The 18,501-nt window shown below is 73.2% G+C and carries 16 protein-coding genes and 1 pseudogene; 5 read left to right on the plus strand and 12 right to left on the minus strand.

The features are described from left to right. Positions 1–63 precede the first annotated feature (63 nt). The gene (gene hemC / locus AB0K67_RS02260) at positions 64–999 is read left to right on the plus strand and encodes a hydroxymethylbilane synthase (RefSeq protein ID WP_364051479.1); all 936 of its coding nucleotides are present in this window, start codon (positions 64–66) and stop codon (positions 997–999) included. A 67-nt stretch (positions 1,000–1,066) separates the two neighbouring features. Here the strand turns inward: hemC and AB0K67_RS02265 are convergent, their stop codons facing one another. Further along, positions 1,067–2,011 (minus strand): LysR family transcriptional regulator, encoded by a 945-nt coding sequence (locus AB0K67_RS02265; RefSeq protein WP_364051482.1) that lies wholly within the window; start codon positions 2,009–2,011, stop codon positions 1,067–1,069. Positions 2,012–2,123: 112 nt separating this feature from the next. Here AB0K67_RS02265 and AB0K67_RS02270 point away from each other — a divergent pair, with 112 nt between their 5' ends. Further along, positions 2,124–2,822 carry an MBL fold metallo-hydrolase gene (locus tag AB0K67_RS02270; protein WP_364051485.1) on the plus strand — a complete coding sequence of 233 codons (699 nt, stop codon included), beginning with the start codon at positions 2,124–2,126 and terminating at the stop codon, positions 2,820–2,822. Between the two features lie 32 nt (positions 2,823–2,854). Here the strand turns inward: AB0K67_RS02270 and AB0K67_RS02275 are convergent, their stop codons facing one another. Both AB0K67_RS02275 and AB0K67_RS02280 read right to left on the minus strand, forming a co-directional pair. After that, positions 2,855–3,343 carry a hypothetical protein gene (locus AB0K67_RS02275; RefSeq protein WP_364051488.1) on the minus strand — a complete coding sequence of 163 codons (489 nt, stop codon included), beginning with the start codon at positions 3,341–3,343 and terminating at the stop codon, positions 2,855–2,857. 13 nt (positions 3,344–3,356) lie between these two features. Further along, positions 3,357–4,247: a LysR family transcriptional regulator gene (locus AB0K67_RS02280; protein ID WP_364051491.1), complete on the minus strand. Its 891-nt coding sequence runs from the start codon at positions 4,245–4,247 to the stop codon at positions 3,357–3,359. A gap of 81 nt (positions 4,248–4,328) precedes the next feature. On the opposite strand from AB0K67_RS02280, the gene AB0K67_RS02285 reads away from it, so the two are divergent. Further along, complete coding sequence (locus tag AB0K67_RS02285) at positions 4,329–5,528, plus strand: MFS transporter (protein ID WP_364051494.1); 1,200 nt, start codon at positions 4,329–4,331, stop codon at positions 5,526–5,528. A 209-nt stretch (positions 5,529–5,737) separates the two neighbouring features. On the opposite strand, the gene AB0K67_RS02290 is transcribed toward AB0K67_RS02285, so the two are convergent. Together AB0K67_RS02290 and AB0K67_RS02295 are read right to left on the minus strand one after the other, a co-directional pair. Continuing rightward, positions 5,738–6,958, minus strand: coding sequence for a P1 family peptidase (locus AB0K67_RS02290; protein ID WP_364051497.1), 1,221 nt, complete (start codon positions 6,956–6,958; stop codon positions 5,738–5,740). A gap of 163 nt (positions 6,959–7,121) precedes the next feature. Then, positions 7,122–7,415 (minus strand): DUF4287 domain-containing protein, encoded by a 294-nt coding sequence (locus AB0K67_RS02295; RefSeq protein WP_364051500.1) that lies wholly within the window; start codon positions 7,413–7,415, stop codon positions 7,122–7,124. Between the two features lie 147 nt (positions 7,416–7,562). Between AB0K67_RS02295 and AB0K67_RS02300 the strand changes: the two genes are divergently transcribed. Continuing rightward, positions 7,563–8,555, plus strand: a complete 993-nt coding sequence (locus tag AB0K67_RS02300) for an ATP-binding cassette domain-containing protein (RefSeq protein ID WP_364051503.1) — start codon at positions 7,563–7,565, stop codon at positions 8,553–8,555. Further along, on the plus strand, positions 8,552–9,391 hold the full coding sequence (locus AB0K67_RS02305; RefSeq protein WP_364051506.1) for an ABC transporter permease: 840 nt from the start codon (positions 8,552–8,554) through the stop codon (positions 9,389–9,391). Before AB0K67_RS02300 ends, AB0K67_RS02305 begins: the two co-directional genes overlap by 4 nt. A gap of 1,677 nt (positions 9,392–11,068) precedes the next feature. Here the strand turns inward: AB0K67_RS02305 and AB0K67_RS02310 are convergent. The 7 genes and pseudogenes from AB0K67_RS02310 to AB0K67_RS02340 all read right to left on the minus strand — a co-directional run. Continuing rightward, positions 11,069–12,538: pseudogene (locus AB0K67_RS02310) on the minus strand (BTAD domain-containing putative transcriptional regulator); the annotation flags it as partial. A gap of 62 nt (positions 12,539–12,600) precedes the next feature. After that, positions 12,601–13,377, minus strand: coding sequence for an alpha/beta hydrolase (locus AB0K67_RS02315; RefSeq protein ID WP_364051509.1), 777 nt, complete (start codon positions 13,375–13,377; stop codon positions 12,601–12,603). Then, positions 13,374–14,234 carry an ABC transporter ATP-binding protein gene (locus AB0K67_RS02320; RefSeq protein WP_364051512.1) on the minus strand — a complete coding sequence of 287 codons (861 nt, stop codon included), beginning with the start codon at positions 14,232–14,234 and terminating at the stop codon, positions 13,374–13,376. The genes AB0K67_RS02315 and AB0K67_RS02320 overlap by 4 nt, the downstream gene beginning before the upstream one ends. After that, positions 14,231–15,106 carry an ABC transporter ATP-binding protein gene (locus AB0K67_RS02325; RefSeq protein ID WP_364051515.1) on the minus strand — a complete coding sequence of 292 codons (876 nt, stop codon included), beginning with the start codon at positions 15,104–15,106 and terminating at the stop codon, positions 14,231–14,233. The genes AB0K67_RS02320 and AB0K67_RS02325 overlap by 4 nt, the downstream gene beginning before the upstream one ends. Next, positions 15,090–15,953 (minus strand): ABC transporter permease, encoded by an 864-nt coding sequence (locus tag AB0K67_RS02330; RefSeq protein WP_364051518.1) that lies wholly within the window; start codon positions 15,951–15,953, stop codon positions 15,090–15,092. The genes AB0K67_RS02325 and AB0K67_RS02330 overlap by 17 nt, the downstream gene beginning before the upstream one ends. After that, on the minus strand, positions 15,950–16,987 hold the full coding sequence (locus AB0K67_RS02335; RefSeq protein ID WP_364051521.1) for an ABC transporter permease: 1,038 nt from the start codon (positions 16,985–16,987) through the stop codon (positions 15,950–15,952). The genes AB0K67_RS02330 and AB0K67_RS02335 overlap by 4 nt, the downstream gene beginning before the upstream one ends. Beyond that, positions 16,984–18,501, minus strand: a complete 1,518-nt coding sequence (locus AB0K67_RS02340) for an ABC transporter substrate-binding protein (RefSeq protein ID WP_364051524.1) — start codon at positions 18,499–18,501, stop codon at positions 16,984–16,986. The genes AB0K67_RS02335 and AB0K67_RS02340 overlap by 4 nt, the downstream gene beginning before the upstream one ends.

Genomic DNA, 18,501 nt, shown 5'->3' on the forward strand with positions numbered 1-18,501 from the left:
ATCGGATGCCCGGACATCGGCAAAGCGGGTCCGGTCCGCGGGCCGACAGTCTACGATCGGCGGATGGCCGTACCCGAGCTCATCCGCATCGCCACCCGCTCGTCACCCATGGCGCTCGCCCAGGTCGAGCGCGTACGCGGCGAGCTGGCCGCGCTGCATCCCGGCATCCGCACCGAGGTGGTGCCGGTGACGACGTCCGGGGACAGGTGGCAGGGGGCGCTGTCGGAGCTGGGCGGCAAGGGCGCGTTCACCAAGGAGGTGGACGAGGCGCTGCTGACCGGGCGGGCCGACCTGGCGGTCCACTGCATGAAGGACATCCCCGCCGACCGGCCGCTGCCGGCCGGGACGGTGTTCGCCGCCCACCTCAAGCGCGACGACCTGCGCGACGCCCTCGTCCACCCCGGCGGCCTCACGCTGGACGAGCTGCCCGACGGCACCCGCATCGGCACCTCGTCCGTACGCCGGGTCGCCCAGCTCGCCGCCTCCCACCCGCACCTGCGCTGCGTGCCGATCCGCGGCAACGCCAACAGCCGCCTGGCCAAGCTCGACGCGGGCGAGGCCGACGCCCTGCTGCTCGCCGTCTCCGGCCTGGAACGCATCGGGCTGCGCGACCGCATCAGCGAGATCCTGTCGCTGGAGACCATGTGCCCGCCGATCGGCGCGGGGGTGCTCGCCCTGCAGTGCCGCGAGGACGACACCGCGACCATCGACGCCGTCGCCGGCCTCGGCCACCCGCCCACCTGGCGGGAGATCACCGCCGAGCGCATGCTGCTCCACGTCCTGCAGGGCCACTGCAACAGCCCCATCGCCGGGTACGCCCGCGCCGAGCGCGACGGCCGGCTGTCGCTGCGCGCCCGGGTGTTCTCCCCCGACGGCAAGACGGTCCTCGACGCCCACGAGTGGGCCGGCCCTCTCGACCCGGCCACCCTCGGCACCTCGGTCGCCGTCGCCCTGCTGCGGCAGGGCGCCCGCGAGGTCATCGACGCGATCCCCCACTGAGCGGCCGCCCGCTGATCGCGAGCAGGGCGGTCAGCCCGCAGCCGGCTGAGCCACGTGCCCGCCCTCGTCAGGAGGGAGGGGGCAGGCGGTCGATGTCGGGTACCCACACTGTGCGGTCGGAGGCGGGTGGCAGCCGGCGGGGGCGCAGGTGGCGCAGCAGCGTGCGCAGCAGCGGGCTCGGGTTGCGGCGGTGCCAGACGAGCGACCACGGCATGAGCGGCTCGGGCTCGACGATCGGGATACGGCGCAGCCCGCTGCCCGAGGCGTCGATGCTCTTCTCCCCGAGCCCCACCGCCTCCTTCTCCGCCAGGAACTGCTCCACCAGGTGCCGCAGGCCGATCGCGGGCGGGTTGAAGCGCAGCGGCACGCCGAGCCGCCGGGCCAGCCACGTCAGGTAGCCGCGCCATTCCACCGCGCCCGCGGGGTCGGGCATCGCGATGCCCGCGGGCCGCAGGTCGGCGGGCCGCAGCACGTCCCTGCCGGCCAGGGCATGGTCTTCAGGGACGTAGGCGACCAGCGGCTCCAGGTGCACGAGCCGGTGCAGCAGTTCGCCCGGCCAAGGGGCGGGGGTGTCGTGGACGCGGCCGAAGGCGGCATCGATCTCCTGGCGCCGCAGGGCGGGCAACGCCACCGACAGCCCCTGGCGCATGCTGAGCTCGACCCGCAGGCGGGGATCGAGCTCGCTGGCCTGGCGGATCATCCGCAGCGGCGTGAACCGCTCGTCGTAGACGTCCACGCGCAGCGGCTCGCCTCCGTCGCGCACCTCACGTACCGCCAGGTCGAACGCCGACACCGCCGCCCGCGCCTTGGGCAGCAGCCGCCGGCCCGCCTCGGTCAGCTCCACCGCCCGGGTAGTGCGGGTGAACAGCGGCGCCGCCAGCGCCTCCTCCAGGCGGCGCACCCGCTTCGACAGCGCCTGCTGGGTGAGGTAGAGGCGGGCGGCGGCACGGCCGAAGTGCAGTTCCTCGGCGGTGACGACGAACGCCCGCATGCCCTCGATGTCCGGTTCCACGCTGAGAGCCTGTGATCATCGCCCAGCGGTTGTCAATCGGCGGCGGATCGTTGTTGGACGGCGGACACGGCCGCCCGCTTTGCTGGTCTGCGCGATCAGGAAGGAGTGGCACGTGAAGATCATCGAGGTGCGTCCTGAGCTGCACCTGCTGCTGCTGGAGTTCGGCCAGGCGTACCTGTGGAACGACGGGGGCGAGCTCACTGTCGTGGACACCGGCATCGCCACCTCGGCGGCGGAGATCGCCGCCGCGATCGAGGAGCTGGGCATGCGCAAAGGCGACGTCAGGCGCGTGGTGCTCACCCATCACCACGAAGACCACAGCGGCGGGGCAGCCGAGATCAGCGGGTGGGGCGAGGTCAGCGTCATGGCTCACTGGCAGGACGCGCCGGTGATCCGCGGCGACGTCCCCGTGCCCCCGCTGGACCTCACCGACGAGGAGCGGGAACTGCACCGCGACCTCGGCGCGCACCTGCTGCCCGCCGCACCGCCGTGCCGGGTGGACCAGGAGCTGAAGGACGGGGACGTCATCGACTTCGGCGGCGGCGCGCACGTCCTCCACCAGCCCGGCCACACCGACGGCAGCATCGCGCTGTACCTGCCGCGCTTCGGTGTGCTGTTCACCGGCGACACGGTCGCGCACGTGAACGGGCAGGTCACACCCGGCGTCTTTCACCGGGACCGCGCGGCGGCGCTGCGATCGTTCCTCCGGCTCGCGGACGTGGACGCCGACCTGGCCTGCGTCGGTCACGGCGCACCCATCACCGGCGCCCGCGCCGCGCTCGCGGCGGCGTCAGGGGCGATCGCCGTCTGACCGGCGCGGTGGAGCACCGCCCGACCGGCGCTTCAGCCGCTGAAGTCCTCGGCGTCCTCCAGCGGGGTGGGGCGCGGCCACGTGACGGCCGCGAAGACCACCGAGCAGGCCAGGAACCCGGCGCTCATGCCGGCGAAGCCCGTCCAGAACGAGCTGAGGGACGTGCCGAGGTCGATCCCGATCATCAGGGCCGTGACCAGGCCGGCCGCGATCCCCGCCACCAGGGCGGGCACGTAGCGGGGCGGCCGGTGCGCCAGCGCTCCGGTGAGCGGCGGCACCAGCGGGAACAGCGCCACCGCCCAGCCCGCCCTCGGCTCGCCGAAGAGCGCGAGCCGCACCGCGGAGACGGCGGCCGAGACGCCGATCGCCACAATCGTCCAGATGACGAGCTTGACGGGGTGGTAGCGGACGTTGTGCTCGGAGGCGTGGGGCTCGGGGCCGAACGTCCAGAAGCCGATCAGCTCCGCCACCATGTCGCCGATGCCGGTCCTGCCGCCGTCAGGGCTCTTGTCGGGACTCATGGCCGTGATGATCTCACACGGCCGCGGGTCCCTCCTCCCGCCGATCGCCGCCGATCTGGTCCAGGAACGCCTTGGCGGCCGGGGACGGCGGGTCGTGCCAGATGAGGTGCTCAACGCGGGTGGGGGCGTCGCGCAGGCGGATGACGCGCAGGTCGGGGAAGCGGGGGGCGTACGCGGCGGGCAGCATGCCCACGCCGAGCCCCTGGCGTACCAGATCGACCATGAAGTCCGCGGACGACACCTCGAACGGCACCTCGCGCCGCACCCCGGCCGCCGCGAACGCCTCGTCAGACTGCACCCGTCCGGCCGCGCCGGCGCGGAAGTCGATGAACGGCTCGTCCGCCAGGCTCCGCAGATCCGCCTCCCGCTCCGTACGGGGATGGTCGGGGGCCACCACGGCGACCAGTTCGCCGCCGCCCAGCCGGCGGCTGCGCACCCCCTTCGGCTCGGTGCGGGGCGGCAGGCCGAGGAACGCGACGTCCATGGCGCCCTGCCGGACCCGTTCGATGAGCGGGTCGCTGCCCGCCGAGGTGAGCGTGATGCGGACGCGGGGATGGCGGCGGCGGAACTCGCGCAGCTCCACCGGCAGGTCGAGCGCGGTCACCGTGGGGATGGCGCCGACGGCCAGCCGGCCGAGGATCTCGCCGCCGGCCGCCGCCACCTCGGCCCGCGCGCGGTCGGCGGCCTCCAGGCATTCGCGGGCGGCCGGAAGGAAGGCCTCGCCCGCGGCCGTCAGCCGGACCCTGCGGCTGGTCCGCTCGAACAGACGGGCGCCCAGCTCGCGTTCGAGGGCGGCGATCTGGTGGCTGAGCGCCGACTGTACGACACGGCAGCGCTCGGCGGCGCGGGTGAAGTTCATGGTCTCGGCGACCGCGACGACGTACCTCAACTGCTGAAGTTCCACCCATCTATCATGAATCACGATCGATCACGATGAAAAGTATGTGTTGGACTCATTGATCGGTGTTCCACCACGCTGGAACGCATGACTGTGAACCAAGCGAGTCGTGCCGCTCGGCAAGAGCGGCCATCCCAGGTCAGGCCGTGGCTCGGTGTCGCGGCGATCACCGCCAGCCTGTTCGTCTTCCTCACCACCGAGCTGATGCCGGTCGGCCTGCTCACCCCCATCAGCGCCGGCCTCGGCATCTCCGTGGGCACTGCGGGACTGATGGTGACGTTGATGGGGGTTTCCGCGGGGTTGGGCGTGCCGTTCATCGTGGCGTGGACCAGGCGCGTCAACCGGCGGACGCTGCTGGCCGCGCTGCTCGTGGTGCTGACGCTGGGGAACGTGATCACGTCCGTGTCGGCGAACTTCCCGCTGGTGCTGACCACGCGGCTGGTGATGGGGTTCGCCAGCGGCACGTTCTGGGGGATCGGCGTGGCCATGGCGATGCGGCTGGTGCCGGAACGGCACGCGAGCCGGGCCGCCGCCGTGGTGATGTCGGGCATCTCCATCGGCGCGGTGGCCGGCATCCCCTTGGGCACCACGCTGGAGAGCCTGACGGACTGGCGGACCACGTTCCTCATCTGGGGCGGGCTCAGCGCGCTGGTGCTCGTCGCGGTCGCCGTCCTCATTCCGTCGCTGCCGTCGGACAACGCGGTCTCGGCGCGCGAGGTGTTCCGTCTTCCGCTGCGGAACGGGCCGCTGCGGCTGGTGCTGACGGCCGTCGTGCTGTTCGTGCTGGGGCACTTCGGCGCGTACACCTTCGTCCGGCCCTACCTGGAGGAGCACGCCGCCGCCACGCCGCTGTTCGTGACGATCCTGCTCATGGCGTACGGCGTCGGCGGCGCGGTGGGCAACCTCGTCGCCGGGCCCATCGTGGCCAGGAACGCGCGGCGCGGCTTCATCGGCGGGTCGGCCGGGCTCGTGGCGTCCCTGCTGTTGCTGCTCACCCTCGGGCAGACGCAGGCGGGTGCGGTGGTCACGCTGATCCTGTGGGGTGTCACCTTCGGCATCGTGCAGCTCAGCCAGGTCACGATGACGCAGGCGGCCGCTCCTGAGACGTTCGAGGCCGCGATGTCGCTCAACACGATGGCGTACAACACCTCCATCGCGCTGGGGGCGCTCGTCGGCGGGCTGTTCGCGGACGGGCTGGGGGTGACCAGCGTCGTCTGGTTCGGCATCGCGCTGACCGCAGGCGCCCTCCTCCTCGTCCTGTCCTCCCGGCCGGCGACGCGCGCCTGACACGCTCAGGGTGTGGCCGTCGATGGCGACGTCCACCCGCGGTCACGGCCGTTCCCGCGCGCTAAGGAGCGGCCGGACGGGGAGGGCTGATCAGCGTCGCACGCGAGGCGCGGCGGTACAGGAGACGCCCGGGGGCTCGCTCAGGGGCGCTCGCGATGAGGACGGCACCGGAGCCGGGCGAGAGAGCACGCGGGAAGCCCACGGCCCGATCAGGGGCGCTGACGATGGAGGCGATGCAAGAGGCGGTCGTAGGGGACGGCGTGGCTGACGTGGCCCTGGTATCCCGTGGTGGTCGTGGCCATGAACAGGGCGTTGAGCAGGGCTTCCTCGACGGCGTCCATGACGGCGGCGAACACCGGGGTGAGCGCCTCGTCGGGCAGGAGCGGGACTTGGGGCGGCGCGGTGCTGAAGGCGATCGCGTAGTCGCCGCTGCCGTGCGAGTACGACGCCCCCACCCGCCCCATCGCGAAGATCGCCCGGCGAGCCAGGCGGCCGAGCCGGCGGGCGTCGAGCGGGGCGTCGGTGGCGACCACGATCATGCAGGAGTTGCCCGGCGGCTCGGCGCCGTCGGCTCCTCGGATCAGCTCGGCGGCCGGCATCGGGACGCCCTGAACGGTCAGTACGCCGCCGAAGTTCGCCTGGACGAGCGCTCCCGTCGTGACCGGGACGCCGCCCTCGACCTCCAGCCGCCGTGACGAGGTGCCGATACCGGCCTTGAAGCCGAGCGCGGTCGTCCCGGTGCCCGCGCCCACGCATCCCTCGCCGGGCAGGCCGCCGCTCGCGCCTTCGAGCGCGTCGAGCACGTGCCGCTCGGTGATCGGCCGCCGCCGGATGTCGGACAGGTAACCGTCGTTGGTCTCCCCCGCCACGCAGTTGAACGACAGGCCGTCGGGGCGGCGCCGCATCACGTACGACAGCAGCGCGTCGGCCGCCCGGTAGACCGACAGCGTGCCGGTCAGCACGATGGGCGACTCCAGGACGCCGAGCTCGTCGATCTGGGTGGAGCCGATGAGCTTGCCGTAGCCGTTGCCGACGTGCACGGCAGCGGGCAGCCGCCAGGTGCTGAACAGCTGCTCCGGCACGATCGCGGTGACCCCGGTGTGGAGGTCGGCGCCGTCGTCGATCGTGGTGTGGCCGACCAGGACGCCTTCGACGTCGGTGATCGCGTTGAGCGGCCCGGTGGGCAGCCTTCCGACGACGACGCCCAGCTCTCGCGCCCGTGCCCGCCCGCTCGGATCCGCAGCCGCGGCTGCGGACGGCCCCCCGGAAGCGCCAGAAGACGAGGAGGGAGCCCCGGACGCGGGAGAGGCCGAAGTCGCAGACCGGCCCACGGGCGCGCCCGCAGCCGAGGGCGAGGCCGCGGACGGAGCCGGAGGCGAGGCGGCGGCCGGGTGTTCGGGCGTGCCGGGGTGGTCGTCGCGTCGTGTCACGTCGAGCAGTATCGCCGCAGCGCGCCGCCCGGCCGCATCAGGGTGCTCGTACTGGTCCTGGCCGACCGCCACCCCCACCGCCCGCTGCCCGCCCGAGACGGCGGTAACGAGGGCGGCGAGTGCCGCCCACCGGAGAGCCGGCGCGCCCGGCGGGCGGTCAGGGTCAGGCGGTGGGGCGGGTGGCTTTGCCGTCGAGCCACAGCGTGTCCGACTCGTCGCGGTGCGAGCCCGTGCCGCCCACGTGCTTGGCGTCGATCTTCGGGCCCTTCTTGATCACATGGACGAGCGCCATCGCATGCCCTCGCCCCAGCCCGTAGTCCTCCTTGAGCCAGTCGATGATCACTCCCGCCTTCACGGACGGGTCGTCGTAACCCCGCTCCTTGGCAAGCGCGATGAACTGCCGCGGCGTCAGGCCGGTCTTCTCCTCGATGTTGTCGAGGTACGCCTGGAACGACATGTCTTCCTCCATGGTCGAGCGGGGGCAAGCGTGACTCACCCTGCCAGACGCCACCGACAAAACCGCGCCCCCTGGTTTCACACGGCCGCGGTCTCGTGAAACCCGGCCGAGGGCGGCGTGAAACCCGGGCCGCCGACAGTTGCGTGCATGAGCATCACGAATCTGGACGCTCCCCCAGTCGTGGCCGTCCGCGCGGAGGGGCTGGCGAAGGCGTTCGGCACCCACCGCGCGGTGGACGGCATCGACCTCGACATACGCACCGGCGAGATCTTCGGCGTTCTCGGCCCGAACGGCGCGGGCAAGACCACCACGCTGCGGATGCTGGCGACGCTGCTGGCGATCGACGAGGGCCGCGCCGAGATCTTCGGCGTGGACGTCTCCCGCGAGCCGCACGTCATCCGCCAGCTCGTCGGCGTCACCGGACAGTACGCCTCCGTCGACGAGAACCTGACCGCCCGCGAGAACCTGTGGCTGTTCGGCCGCCTCCAGGGCCTGCCGAGCCCGCGCGCCCGGCGTGTCGGCGACGACCTGCTGGGCAGGTTCGGCCTGGAGGACGCGGCGGACAAGCCGATCGCGCAGTTCTCCGGCGGTATGCGGCGCCGCCTCGACCTGGCGGCGAGCCTGATCACCAGGCCGCCGCTGATCTTCCTGGACGAGCCGACCACCGGGCTCGATCCGCGTACGCGCGGCCAGATGTGGGACACCATCCGCGAGCTGGTGGCCGACGGCTGCACGGTGCTGCTGACCACCCAGTACCTGGACGAGGCCGACCAGCTCTCCGACCGCATCGCGGTCATCGACCGCGGCCGCAAGGTCGCCGAGGGCACCCCGGACGAGCTGAAGACCGCGGTCGGCGACTCCACCCTGCAGGTGCACCTGGCCGACCCCGGCGACGTACAGGACGCGGTCCAGGTGGTGCGGCGGGTGCTGGGCTCCGACCCGGTGCTCAGCCCGGAGCAGGCCCGGCTGAACGTCGCGCTGGAGCAGGCCGACATGGCGGCCGAGGTGCTGATCGCGCTGCGCACCGCCGGGCTGTCGATCTCGTCGGTGAGCGTGGCCAAGCCCAGCCTGGACGAGGTGTTCCTGGTGCTCACCGGCCACGAGACGGACGCCGACACGACGAAGGAGGACCGCCGATGACCACCACCACGATCGCACCCGCCCGCGAGCGGATCGACGTCGCCGCCCGGGTGGCCGCCACCCGCCGGCGCGTCACCGTGGCGGAGACGGTGCGCCAGACGATGACGATGGCGTGGCGGGCGCTGAAGAAGATGCGCCGCAACCCCGAGCAGTTCTTCGACGTGGCGGTGCAGCCGATCCTGTTCACCGCGATGTTCGCCTACATCTTCGGCGGCGCGATCGCGGGCGACGTGCAGAGCTACCTGCCGCTGATGATTCCGGGCATCCTCGCCCAGACCGTGCTGACGACCTGCATGGCCACCGGTACGCAGCTGCGCGAGGACATGGAGAAGGGCGTGTTCGACCGGTTCAAGGCGTTGCCGATCGCCAGGATCGCGCCGCTGGCCGGTCCCATGGTGGCCGACCTGCTGCGCTACACGATCGCGGCCACGCTGACGTTCTCCATGGGCCTGCTCATGGGCTACCGGCCGGGCGGCGGCGTGGGCGGCGTGCTCGCCGCGATCGTGTTGTCTATCTTCACCGGCTGGTCGCTGGCGTGGATCTTCACGTGGGTCGGCACGATCGCCAGGAGCGCCCAGGCGGTGCAGGGCATCTCCATGATGATCATGTTTCCGCTGACGTTCCTGTCGAACGCGTTCGTCCCGGTCGAGACGCTGCCCGGCTGGCTGGCCGCGTTCGTGACGGTCAACCCGGTGTCACACCTGGTCACGGCCGCCCGCGACCTGGCCAACAGCGCCGTCGTCTCCGGCGAGGTGGCCTGGACGGTGCTCGCCGGCCTGATCGTCATCGCGGTCTTCGCGCCACTGTCGGTGCGCAGCTACAAGCGGCACCTGTGAGCCCGCCACCTGCCGGACGAGGAGGCGTGCCTCGTCCAGCAGGTCGGGCCCGGTGCGGGTGCCGTACTCGGCGCGTATCGCGGCGAGCGTCCCCGGCGCGATCCGCTCCGCGTGCGGCTCGATGCGCTCCATGGACATGCTCGGCAGCAGGGCGATGTACGAGAACCGCTCGGCCAGCACCAGCATCCTGATCGCGGTCTTCGCGGGCATGGCGGAGCGCAGCAGCCCCCAGGCGCCCAGGGCGAAGAGCGCCGAGCCGCAGATGGGGTAGTCGCGGATGGGGTTGTCGCCGAAGAGCAGGTCGTGACCGATCACGTCGGCGTACAGCCGCTCGCCGTAGCGGACGCCGTCCCCGCGCGCGTGGCGGGCGTGCGCGGTCAGGGCCACCGACTCGGCCACCACCGTCCATGGGGCGACCTCAGCGGGTCCCATGCCGGCCAGCTGCAGGTCGCGCGCGCTCTGCACGGCCCGCCGGTACGCGGCCAGCGCGGCGTCCGTCTCGCCTCTGGCCAGGGCGATCTCGGCGGAGCACAGCGCGACGGTCGCCACGCCGCCCATCACCGGCTCGTTGTCGTTGATGTAGGCGATCGCGGCGAGCTCGGCCTCCGCGCGCTCGAGGTCGCCGTCTTCGATGGCGCAGGTCACCAGCACGGCCCGGAGCTGCGCCTCGTCGTCGGAGGCGCCGAGGCGCTGCAGGACCGGTACGGCGATCCGGGCGTGCGCGAGGGCCCGCTTGCGGTCGCCGAGCTGCATGACGAGCTGGGCCAGCATGGCGTGCATGATCGCGCTCTGCCACTGCCCCTCGTCGCCTTCGTTCAGCAGCGCCAGGGTGCGTTCTGCGGCCGCGGTGGCCCCGGCCAGGTCACCGGCGTTCTCCAGGACATGGGCGAGTTGCCGGGCCGCCTCGATCGCCACGTCGCGGTCGGGGCTTTGCGACAGCTGCGACAGCCGGGCCAGCATGCCGGGGGCGTCGAGCCCGTGCCAGGCGTCCAGCACCTGGCACATCGCCAGGATCCTGGGATGGGTCGCCTCGCTGACGGGCAGCGAGCGGAGCAGGTCGAGCAGCGCGTGCCCGTGCCGGTCGGTGAGGATCATGATGTTCTGGAGCGTGATCAGCATCGCCACCCTGGTCTCCTCGACCAGGTCGGGCGGCGGTCTCCAGCCCGTGAACGCTGCGATGATCGCGTCGCGGTGCACGAGGATGCGCTGATGGTCGCCGCGTATCGACCACATGCCGCCGAGCCCCGGCAGCAGCCGCACCAGCGTGGGCAGGTCGGGCTCGGCGAGCGCCTGCCGCAGCAGGTCGGCGAGGTTGCCCTCCTCGGCGCGCAGCGCGTCGGTCGCCTCGAACTCCTCCGGCCCGAAGAAGCGCGCGGCGTGGAAGAGCGAGTAGGAGGCCGCCCACTCCCGCTGCGCCTTTTTGGCGGGCTCCTCCTCGCCCGCCTCCTTCAGCCGCATCCGCCCGAACTCCCTGACGGTCTCCAGCATGCGGTAGCGCAGGCCGTACGCGGTCTCGCGGACGCTCAGCATCGACTGCTCGGTCAGGGCGTCCACGGCGGGCAGGGCGTCGGGACCGAGCACGGCCTCGGCGGCGGCGAGCGTGAAGCCGTCGCCGAACAGCGACATCCAGCGCAGCGCCCGGCGTTCGGGCTCGTCCAGCAGGTTCCACGACCAGTCGATGACGGCGTGCAGGGTGCGATGCCGGTCCGGCGCCGTACGGTTGCCGCCGCGCAGCAGCGCGAACCGGTCGGCGAGGCGGCGTGCGATCTCCGCCACCGACATCACCCGCACCTTGGCGGCGGCCAGCTCGATCGCCAGCGGCAGCCCGTCGAGGCGGGCGACGACCCGCTCGACCGTGTCGTCGTCGAGCAGCACGTCCGGCCGGGCGGCGACGGCGCGCTGGCGGAACAGCTCGACCGCGTCCCGCGTGGACAGCTCGCCGAGCTGATAGACGCGCTCGGCGGGGATGGACAGCGGCGCGCGGGAGGTGATGAGCACGCGCAGGTCGCGGGTGGTCACGGTGAGGAACGCCACCAGGTCGGCGACGGCCTCGATGACGTGCTCGCAGTTGTCGAGGATGAGCAGCGCGGGCGTCTGGGAGAGCTGCTGGGCGATCCTCGCGCGTACGTTGGAGCGCTGCTCGGGGGTCAGGATGCGGCGCCCGCTGACCGAGTCGCGTACGCCGAGCGCCGAGCCGACCTCGCCCACCACACCCTCCGGTGAGGAGACGCCGACCAGCTCGACGAAGTGGGCGACGGGTTGCGGGGCGTTCCTGCCGACGGCGTGCGCCAACCGGGTCTTGCCCAGCCCGCCGGGACCGACGATGGAGACCACGCGGTGGGTGTGCAGCAGGGCCTGCACGGCGCGGATGTCGTCGTCGCGGCCGAGCAGGGTGGAGCCGTCGTACTGGATGCCCTGGCGTACCGGCCGGTCGGCGGCCAGCAGTTCGGCGTGGACGCGGGCCAGCTCGGGGCCGGGGTCGGTGCCCAGGCGGGCGGCCACGGCGGCGCGGTGGCGCTCGTAGCGTTCGAGTGCGGCGGGCGCGCCGCGTACGGCGGCCTCGCTGCGCAGCAGGCAGGCCAGCAGCTCCTCGTCGTGCGGCCGGTCGGCGGCGGCCTGTTCGAGCAGCGGCAGTGCGGTGGGGTGCGCGCCGTCGCGCGAGTGCGCGATGGCCGCCACCCTGCGGGCCTCGGCGGCCCAGGTCGCGGCGGTCGCGCGCAGCTCGGCGAGCGCGCCGGAAGGACCTTTCGTGTCGTGCAGTGCGGCGGTGATCGCCAGCGCCTCGCCCGCGTGCCGGTGCGCGAGCGCGGTGTCGCCCGCGGCGAGGGCGTCGCGGGCCCGCTCGGCCAGCTCGCCGAGCAGCAGCACGTCCACCTCGCATGCGGGCAGCCCGAGCCGGTAGCCGTGAGGTGTCCTGACGATGACGTCGGCGGCGGTCGCCGCCCTGGTGCGCGAGACGACCACCTGGAGCGCCTTGGTGGGGTTGGCCGGCGGCTCGTCCGGCCACAGCTCCTCGACCAGCCGTTCGTCGCTGACCCCCGCCCGGCCGTGCAGGGCGAGCACGGCGAGCAGCGTGTGGGCGCGGTCGCCGGACACGCGGGCGCCGTGCCAGCGCACGCCGTCGAGGAGGACCAGTGCGGGGGACATACCGACAGCTTAGGGCGACGGGCGCGGTGAGGCTGATCATCGCGCGGCGCCCCCGCGGCGGGTCACCAGGTGCTGCTCTCCACGGTGACGGCGGGGACCAGGTCGTCGCGCAGCGCTTCCAGGAACGCGACGATCTCCGCGGCGACCGAGCGGTGCTGCAGGTCGTTGAGCACGTCGTGGTGGGCGCCGCGTACGCTGACCAGCCGCGCCCTCGGCAGCGCCTTGGCCGCCCGGGCGAGCGCGTCGTGGTCGGCGAGCGGGTCGGCCTGCCCGGCGAGCAGCAGGTGGGGGATGCCGGTGGCGTCGGCGTAGGCGGCGTCCAGCAGGTCCTGCGGCAGGGCGTCGGCCAGCGCGCCGCGCCGTACGGACGCGTCGCCGGTCAGCACGCCGCGGTGGGTGGGACAGTGCGTACGGACGTCCAATTCGTCCTCCCAGCCGCCGCCGGCCCGGGACCCGGCGCCGGGCAGGCCCGCGAGCACGACCGCGTCCGGCCACCATGCCGAGGTCCCGGAAGCGGTGGCGAGGAGGGCGGACAGGGCGGCGGCGCCCAGGTCGGATCCGGCCAGCACCAGCGGGCGCGGCAGCCCTTCCGGCCGCTCGGCGGCGACGCCCTCGACGGCCCCGGTCAGCCGGGCGGCCAGATCGTCCAGGACGGTCGCCGCGGTGGGACCGGCGGCGGGCGGGCCGATGACCCGCACCCGGTAGGCGTCGTAGGCGAGCCGCGCGCCGAGGCGGGCGTAGGTGGCGCGGGTCTCGCCACGGCCGGGCACGACGATGACCGTGCCCCTGGTACGCAGCCCTTCGGGGGCGTGGTGGTCGCCACTGTGCGTCATGCTCATGCTCCAGACGTTCGAGGGAGGTCGGCGAGGGCGCGTACCTGCTCGCGCAGCGCGCGGCGGGCGGCGGGGTCGGGCGGCTGATCGTCGGTGATCGACGGCACGGACGTCACCAGCAGCCGCGTGTAGGGGTGGCGCGGGGCGAGGAGGATCTCCTCGGTGGTGCCGGTCTCCACCACCTGCCCGTGGTAGAGCACGACGACGCGGTCCGCGACGCCGCCCAGCGAGCCGAGGTCGTGGGTGATCAGCAGCACGCCGAGGCCGCGCGTCTCGCGCAGCCGCAGCAGCAGCTCCAGGATGGTGATGCGGGTCGAGGCGTCGAGTGCGCTGACCGGCTCGTCGCAGATCAGCAGCCGGGGATCGACCGCGATGGCGCGCCCGATCGCGACCCGCTGCCGCTGGCCGCCCGACAGCTCGCCCGGGTACCTGGGCAGCAGGTCGGGCGGGAGTGAGACGTGCCGCGCCGCCTCCTCGGCGGCCGCGCGGAGCTCGGCGCGGCCGCGCCCGCCGCGTACGGCGAGGCCCTCGACCAGGGTGTCGGCCACGGTGCGGTCGGGGTCGAGGCTGCGCAGCGGGTCCTGGAAGACGTACTGGACGGCGCCGCCGCGGCGGAAGGCGCGCAGCTCGCGGCCGCGCAGCCCGCTCACCTCGCGCCCGTCGATCGCGACGGTGCCGGCGCTCGGCGGCACCAGGCCGAGCACGGCCCTGGCGAGCGTGGTCTTGCCGGAGCCGGTCTCGCCGATCAGCCCGACGATCTCGCCGGGCGCCACGGTGAGATCGGCGCCGTGCAGGATCTCGGTGCGCGCGCGGCCGCGGCCGAGCGAGACGCGCAGGCCGCGTACGTCGAGCAGCGCGGTCATCGGGGGCTCCTTCGCTGTTCGCGCACCCGGTCGATGCCGAAGCGCTCGTGGGCGTCGATGAGCTGCCGCGTGTACGGGTGGCGCGGCGCGCGCAGCACCCGCCGGGTCGGGCCCGACTCGACCACGGCGCCGTCGCGGAACACGTGGACCGTGTCGCAGGTCTGCGCGACGACGGCGAGGTCGTGGGAGACGACGATGAGCGTGAGCCCGCGGTCGCGGCGCAGCTCCGACAGCAGCTCCAGCACCTCGGCCTGCACGGTCACGTCGAGCGCGGTGGTGGCCTCGTCGGCGATGAGCAGCTCGGGGTCGGCGCTGATCGCCATGGCGAGCAGGACGCGCTGCAGCATGCCACCGGACAGCTCGAAGGGGTACTGCGTGTAGACGTGCTCGGGGCGGCGCAGCCCCATGGCGTGCAGCAGCTCGACGGCGCGTTCGCGGGCGGCGCGGCGGCCGAGCCCGACCTTGACGCGCAGCACCTCGGCGAGCTGCTCGCCGACGGTGATCGAGGGGTTGAGGTAGGAGGCGGGGTCCTGGAAGACGGCGGCGATTCCGGTGCCGCGCAGCCGCGCTCGCTCGGCGTCGGGCAGCGCGGTCAGCTCGGCGCCGTCGAAGGCGATCTGCCCGCCGGTGACCTGGACGCCGGCGGGCAGCAGGCCGAGCACGGCGCGGCAGGTCAGGGTCTTGCCGCTGCCGGACTCGCCGACCAGCCCGGCGGCCGAGCCGCGCGGCACGCCGAGGTCCACGCCGTGCACGACCTCGGTGCCGTCGGCGACGCTGACGCGCAGGCCGCGTACCGACAGCAGCGGCTCGCGGCCCGCCCCATCGCCGGCGGATGGGCGGACGGCGGTCGCGAAGTCAGGTGAGGCGGACACGGCGGGCTCCTCTCATGAGTGTCCTGGCCCGGCCCCGGTCGCCGCCGGCGTCCCTGATGGCGTCGGCGAGCAGGTTGAGCGCGCCGACGGTCGCCATGATGAACAGCGAGGGGAACACCGGCCCGTACGGCCGCTGCGCCAGGTAGCCGAGGTCGCCGGCGACGATGCCGCCCCAGGTGGGCTCGGGCGGCACGACGCCGATGCCGAGGAAGGTCAGCGACGAGACGATGAGCAGTGCGGAGGCGGTGGCGTTCGCGGTGGTCACGACGAGCGTCGGCACGATCTTCGGCCACACGTGGGTGCGCAGCACCCGCCAGGTGGAGGCGCCGAAGAGCTGCGCGGCGGTGACGTACTGGGCGCCCGCGTGGCTGAGCGCGGCGGCTCTGGTGATGCGGTAGAACGACGGCGCGAGGAGGATGCCGACGGCGACCATCGCCTGGTGGACGGCGTTGCCGAGCAGCGCGGCGACCGCGATCGCGAAGATCAGGAAGGGCAGCGCGATGAGCCCGTCCATGATGCGCAGCGTGATCCACTCGTAGGCGCGGCCGAGGTAGACCGAGGTGATGCCGGGCACGACGCCGATGACGAGCCCGATGGCGACGGCCTCGAAGGCGGTGAACACCGAGGCGGGCGCGCCGGCCAGCACCCGGCTGAGCACGTCGCGGCCGAGGTAGTCGGTGCCGAACCAGTGCTGGGCGCTGGGCGGCTGGAGGATGTCGGCGCTGTTCTTCAGCGCGTCGTACGGCGCGAGGAACGGCCCGGTCACGGCGAGGACGAGCACGGCCGCGAGCACAATCGCCGCGACGGCGCCCGCGCGGGTGCGCAGGGCGTCGGTGATGGCCTTCATAGCTCCCTCCTGGCGGCCGGCCGGAGCTTGACCAGCAGGACGTTGACGATCGCGGAGGAGACCAGCACGACCGCGATCGTGACGAGCAGCGCCCCTTGGACGACGGGCACGTCACCGCTCAGCGCGGCGGACTTGGTCAGCTCGCCGATGCCGGGCAGCGCGAACACGGTCTCGGTGATGACGGCCCCGCCGATGAGCCGGGGCACGTGCATGCCGAGCACGGCGACCGCGGGTCCGGCGCCGTTGCGCAGCGCGTGGACGAGCACGACCCGGCGGCCGGGCAGTCCGCGCATGCGGGCGCCGACGATGTAGTTCTCGTGCAGGGTGCCGGCCAGGCCGGTGCGCAGCTGGCGGGCGACGTCGGCGGCGGCGTCGAGGCTGAGCGCCAGGCTGGGCAGCAGCAGGAAGCTCGCCCAGGTGCCGAGGCCGGCGGACGGAGGTGCCCAGCCGCCCGCCGGCAGCACCGGCACGATCAGCGCGAACACCGTGATGAGCGCGACCGCGGCGACGAAGCCGGGGACGGTCGCCAGCACGGAGGTGACGACGGTGACCGTGCGGTCCAGCAGGCCGCCCTGGCGTACGGCGGCGAGCGTGCCGAAGACGCCGCCGAGCACGACGGCGATGAGCAGCGCCCCGGCGGCCACCGACAGGCTGACGGGCAGCCGCTCGGCGATGCTCTGCGCCACCGGGATCTTGGTGAACCAGGAGGCGCCGAGGTCGCCGTGCAGGGCGTTCCACAGCCACGTCACGTAGCGCAGCAGCAGCGGCCGGTCGAGCCCGAACGCCTCGCGCATGCGCTGCACGTCGGCGGGGGTGGCGGAGTCGCCGAGCACGACCGAGGCGGGATCCTGCTCGGTGAGCCCGCCCAGCATGAACGTGATGAAGGTGGAGACGAGCATGACGGGCACCGCGATGAACAGCCCCCTGCTCAGGGCGGCGGCCGCCCTGAGCAGCAGCGCGGCCGGCCCCGGCCGGGAGGACGCCGGGGCCGCGCTCGGAGGGGCCGCGCGATCGCGCAGGTCGAGAGCGGTCACGTGGTCACCCGGACGCCCTCGAACCGCTGGATGTCCACCCAGTTGCGCAGGCCCTGCACCTTGGGGCTGTGCGCGGTGAAGCGGGTCACCGTGAACAGGAAGACGTTGGGCATGTTCGTCACCGCGATCTTGGTGGCCTTCTGGATGGCGGCCGGGTAGGCGGGGTCGTCGAGGGCGTACCCGCCGGCCTTGGCGACGGCGGCGGGCAGCTCCTTGGGTGTGGTCTTACCGAGGTTCATCAGGCCCTCGGGGCCGAACAGCACCTGCAGCGCCTGCACCGGCGACTGGCGGGCGTTGAACTGGTCGAGCACGAACGGGTGCCTGCGGGTGATGTAGTTGTTGACGCCCGGCGTCATGACGGTGAGCTTCGTGCGGATGCCGGCGGCGTTGAGCTGCTGCTGGATCAGCTCGCCCACGGGGTCGTCGGCCCTGTTGAGCGCGAGCTGGACGTCCACGCCGTCGGGGTAGCCGGCCTCGGCCAGCAGCCGTCTGGCCTTGGCCACGTCGTGCGGGTAGAGGTTCTCCAGCTCGGGGTTGTAGGCGACGTAGCCCTTGGGGAACGGCTGCCAGGCGGGCTCGCCGTAGCCGAAGTTGGCGGTCTCGACGAGTGCCCGCCGGTCGATCGCGGTGCTGATGGCCTCGACGACCTTGGGGTTGTCGAACGGCTTGACCGTGTTGTTCACGTCGAGGACGCGGACCGGCAGCACGTCGGTGGTCAGCACGGGGAAGCCCGCGGCCTTGACGCCGGCGACCTGGGCGGCGGTGAGGTCGGCGACGTCGTACTGCCCCGATTGCAGGCCGGCGACCGCGACCGACGGGTCGGGGGCCGGTTTGAGCACGAAGTTGGCGATGTGGATCTGGTCGGCGTTCCAGAAGTCCGGGTTCTTCACCAGCGTGGCCTGCGAGCCGGGCACGTAGCCGGTGAGGATGAACGGTCCCGCGCCGACCGGCCGGGTGGCCAGCCTGGCCGGGTCCTTCGCCGCCGCGGGGCTGACGACCTGCCCGGTCTTGCCCGCCAGCAGCAGCGGGATCTGGTAGTCCACCTGGTTGAGGTGGAGGGTCACGTCGGTCTCGCTGTCGGCGGTGATGCGCTCGATGGTGGCGAGCTGCGGGGCGATCGTGGAGTCCTTGGCGGTCTTGCCGCGCTCCAGGCTGGCCTTGACGGCGGCGGCGTCGAGATTGGTGCCGTCGGAGAAGGTCAGGCCGGGGCGCAGGTGGAAGGTGACCGAGCGGCCGTCGCCCGCGTACGTCCACGACTCGGCGAGTCCCGGTCTGGCCTCGCCGTTCTCGTCCACCTCGGTGATCCCCTCGTAGACGAGGGTGAGGGCGTGGACGTCGTTGCCGACGGCGGAGGTGACCGGGTCCCAGGTGGACGGCAGCGACCAGCCCCAGGTGAGGGTGTCGCCGGACTGCCCGCCGGCGTCCTGGCGTATCGACGCCTGGGAGACGCAGCCGGTGAGCAGGAGCGTCACCGCGGCGGCGATGCCGGCGACCTTGAGTGCGGGGTTGCGCAC

It is taken from the genome of Nonomuraea sp. NPDC052634 (assembly GCF_040678535.1).
GTDB classification, from domain to species: Bacteria; Actinomycetota; Actinomycetes; order Streptosporangiales; family Streptosporangiaceae; genus Nonomuraea; species Nonomuraea fastidiosa.